This is a genomic window from Leucothrix pacifica, from assembly GCF_003172875.1.
Classification (GTDB): domain Bacteria; phylum Pseudomonadota; class Gammaproteobacteria; order Thiotrichales; family Thiotrichaceae; genus Leucothrix; species Leucothrix pacifica.
The window spans coordinates 1-1636 of the sequence record NZ_QGKM01000124.1 but is presented as its reverse complement, the minus strand read 5'-3'; the positions used below and the strand labels follow the sequence as shown (position 1 = coordinate 1636).

Sequence of the window (1636 nt, the reverse complement as noted above, 5' to 3'; positions counted from 1 at the left end):
AGCTCAAGCAGCAGCCGAAGCCCAGGCAGCTGCTGATACTCAAGCCATCAAGGGTTTGAAAAACCTAGAACAGGAGTGGGAGGAACAAGAGAGGGGAGTGAATACTGAAGACAGCTTGGGCCCGGATGTTACAGAAGAGTCGTTGGAGCTAGAGCGTGAATATATGTCTTCAGGGCTAAGGTACTTAGACAGGAACTCCAGTCATGCTGCAGCTGATTTTTTAGATGATTTCTTTAAGGATCAAGAATGAGACTCCTCACTGTTTGACTCAAATGAATGGCTAATTGCCTTGCTCAACACCGAGTACCGATTGGATACCTAATAAAAAAACCCTAGCGGATATCATGCTAGGGTTTTTATTCACCATTCAGAGTCGTGAAAGTATCAAACTATATAGGACGTACTTTAAGGACTTGTTTAGGTTTGACCATAGGCCGCACTTTGAGTACTTGCTTAGGCTTAACCATTGGGCGATAAGTTTGCATTGGCTTAACGGGTTCGACAGGAACGACCTTAGGAGGAATTTGGGCATCCATTACTTGCTGATCAGCTGCTTGTTGTGCTCCTGTACTCATTGATCCTGATTGTGTTTGTTGTTGACTGCATGCTGCCGTAAATACACCAGCAATCAGTAGAGTAGACAGTGTTGAATAATTGATCGTTTTCATGTTTATTGCATCCTTTCAAATGTAGTAATCGGAAGTGACACTCTCTTGATAGACTATTTCTGGCCGAAAAGTTTTGATATCTGCCTAAACGGTTCTATTTTCCCTATAAAGCCTCATCCAAAAAGCTAATTAGTCGACCCTGAATAATATTTAACGCATTGATATTGTTTGATAAAATAATCACTCAGTGCGGTCAATCTCTCACTATTTGCTGCGCTCAGCCTAATAAGTTGCAGAATGAGTGTGTTTTATGAAGCCTAAACCCACTGTCAATGATCCTCAGGACGATCTCTTTAAGACCCGGCTCAGTGATTTGATCAACCCAAATCATGCGCTGTGTCGTCTGGCTCATCAAATAGATTGGGCACTGTTGGAGAGGCATATTGCTCCCCGCTTTAGTGACTCCGGTGCCGCCGCTTTACCGGTGCGATTGGTGGCCGGTCTGTTGTATCTGGAGCATGCGTTTAAGGTCTCCGATGAGCGTGTGGTTGAACAATGGTTAGAGTCACCTTACTGGCAGTATTTCTGCGGCGAAACGTTTTTCCAGCATGAGTTCCCTTGTAACCCCAGTTCCCTAACCCGTTGGCGACAACGCCTGGGCGAAGAAGGCTGTGAGTGGTTATTGACAGCCACCATTGATGCGGGGCTCAAAAGCAAACTGGTTAAACCCTCCAGTCTGAAGCGGGTAGTGATCGACACCACACGTTCAGGAGAAAAACATCCGCTTCCCAACTGATAACCAGCTACAAAATCAGTCACGCAAGCAGTTAGTGACATTGGCCCATGAACTCGGCATATTCTTACGTCAAACTTATGAGAAACAAGCCCGCTTTTTGTTGCCAAAGATTGGGCGTTACGCGCATGCCAGACAGTTTAAACGGATGCAAAAGGCACTGAAGAAGATCAAAAATGCGCTGGGTTGTGTCTACCGTGATTTACTGCGGAAAATAACGTCCGATATGAACCTC

The 1636-nt window shown here is 45.2% G+C and carries 2 protein-coding genes and 1 pseudogene; 2 read left to right on the top strand and 1 reads right to left on the bottom strand.

The window, feature by feature from the left end; genetic code table 11:
• Positions 1-250: hypothetical protein (locus tag DKW60_RS22935; RefSeq protein ID WP_181389865.1), on the top strand; the 250-nt coding region annotated here is incomplete at its 5' end.
• Between the two features lie 139 nt (positions 251-389).
• Here the strand turns inward: DKW60_RS22935 and DKW60_RS22930 are convergent.
• Complete coding sequence (locus DKW60_RS22930; protein ID WP_109839976.1) at positions 390-668, bottom strand: hypothetical protein; 279 nt, start codon at positions 666-668, stop codon at positions 390-392.
• A gap of 250 nt (positions 669-918) precedes the next feature.
• Here DKW60_RS22930 and DKW60_RS22925 point away from each other — a divergent pair.
• Positions 919-1636, top strand: a pseudogene (locus DKW60_RS22925) (IS5 family transposase); the annotation flags it as partial.

What these genes read in the sequence shown, in the direction of transcription:
- DKW60_RS22930 (WP_109839976.1), bottom strand. Translation starts at nt 668, where the DNA reads ATGAAAACGATCAATTATTCAACACTGTCTACTCTACTGATTGCTGGT.